The organism is Mycobacterium sp. TH-M25, assembly GCF_057473665.1.
This window is the reverse complement of sequence record NZ_JBYCLA010000111.1, coordinates 1-1936: the sequence shown is the minus strand read 5'-3', so window position 1 is coordinate 1936 and position 1936 is coordinate 1. Positions and strand designations below refer to the sequence as shown.

Sequence of the window (1936 nt, the reverse complement as noted above, 5' to 3'; positions counted from 1 at the left end):
GTCGCTCATGAAGCGGGTACCAGACTGGGTTTACGGCTTGCCCGTCGATCAGCGATTGGCGTTCCTCGGCGGCTGGGTCGATGCCGACGGCTACGTGGGCCCTGACCAGAGTGGCTCAATCTTGTTGACCTGCGCCACTGACGCGCTCATTGGTCCAGCGCGTGAACTGGCCGAGCTATCGGGTTTGCCCGCGGGCGGGCCGTGGTCCTTCGCGCAGCCTTATCGTCACGCGCCGGAGCGCATACAAGTCGCTTGGCGGCTCGGTATTTCCGGCAACTTTGAGCGGCTCGGATGTCGTAACCCCAAGCGCACTAACCGCTTTGGACGCCGCAAGTACATGCATTCATCCAATGGTGCGCACGGGACAACGATTCGGGCGCACGCCAATGAATGGCTTGGCTTCGAGCGGGTGAAGTCGATCGAACCGTACGCAGTCGAGCCGGTGTATGACATCGAGGTCGACGGCCCGCACAACTTCGTCGCCGAAGGTTTGGTGGTGCACAACTCCGAGGTCGTCTACCACCAGATTCGGGAGGACCTAGAGGCCCAAGGGGTCATATTCCTCGACACCGACACGGGTCTGCGGGAACACCCCGAGATCTTCAAGCAGTACTTCGGCACCGTGATCCCGGCGGGGGACAACAAGTTCTCCGCGCTGAACACCGCGGTGTGGTCAGGCGGCAGCTTCATAGTGGTCCCTCCGGGCGTGCACGTCGACATCCCGCTGCAGGCCTATTTCCGGATCAACACCGAGAACATGGGTCAGTTCGAGCGGACGCTGATCATCGTGGATGAGAACGCATACGTTCACTATGTGGAGGGCTGCACCGCTCCTATTTACAAGTCGGACTCGCTGCACTCGGCAGTCGTCGAGATCATCGTAAAGCCTGGTGGCCGTTGCCGTTACACGACCATCCAGAACTGGTCGAACAACGTTTACAACTTGGTCACCAAGCGCGCCCGTGCCGAAGCGGGTGCCACCATGGAATGGATTGACGGCAACATCGGGTCCAAGGTCACCATGAAGTACCCGGCGGTCTGGATGACCGGTGAGCACGCCAAAGGTGAGGTGTTGTCAGTGGCGTTCGCCGGCGAAGACCAGCACCAGGACACCGGTGCCAAGATGCTGCACCTGGCGCCGAACACGTCGAGCAATATCGTGTCCAAATCGGTGGCTCGAGGTGGGGGCCGCACTTCCTACCGCGGCCTGGTGCAGGTGAATAAAGGCGCACAGGGGTCGCGCTCCAGCGTGAAATGCGATGCGCTGCTGGTCGATACGATCAGCCGCAGCGACACCTATCCGTACGTCGATATCCGCGAAGACGACGTCACGATGGGCCATGAGGCCACCGTCTCGAAGGTCAGCGAGAACCAGCTGTTCTACCTGATGAGCCGTGGGCTAACCGAGGACGAGGCAATGGCGATGGTGGTGCGCGGCTTCGTCGAGCCGATCGCCAAGGAACTGCCGATGGAGTACGCGCTGGAACTCAACCGGCTGATCGAGTTGCAGATGGAGGGCGCGGTCGGATGAGCTCCGCCGCTCTGAAAGCCGCTTTAAACAAGGGCGAGCTTTTCGCATCCTTCGATGTTGACGCTTTTGAGGTTCCGCACGGTCGCGACGAGATCTGGCGGTTTACCCCGTTGCGGCGGTTGCGCGGGCTGCATGACGGCTCGGCCGTGGCCAATGGCAAGGCACAGATCACTGTCAGCCAGCCGCCCGGCGTGCAGACCGAGACCGTGGGCCGTGGCGACGGACGGCTGGGGCAGGGCGGTATCCCTGCTGACCGTGTTGCGGCCCAGGCATTTTCGTCGTTCAACTCGGCGACGGTGGTGACCGTCGGGCGGGACACGCAGATCGCTGAGCCGGTCAACATCGCCGTCACGGGGCCCGGCGAAGGCGCAGTGGCTTACGGCCTTCTACAGATCAGGGTCTGCG

The 1936-nt window shown here is 62.1% G+C and carries 1 protein-coding gene and 1 pseudogene; both read left to right on the top strand.

Annotated features, from left to right (window positions below; genetic code table 11):
• Positions 1 to 1531, top strand: a 1531-nt coding sequence (gene sufB / locus AC2VOU_RS03860; RefSeq protein WP_486956159.1) for a Fe-S cluster assembly protein SufB, incomplete at its 5' end; no start/stop codon positions are given.
• Positions 1528 to 1936, top strand: a pseudogene (locus AC2VOU_RS03855) (Fe-S cluster assembly protein SufD); the annotation flags it as partial. The gene sufB and the pseudogene AC2VOU_RS03855, both read left to right, overlap by 4 nt.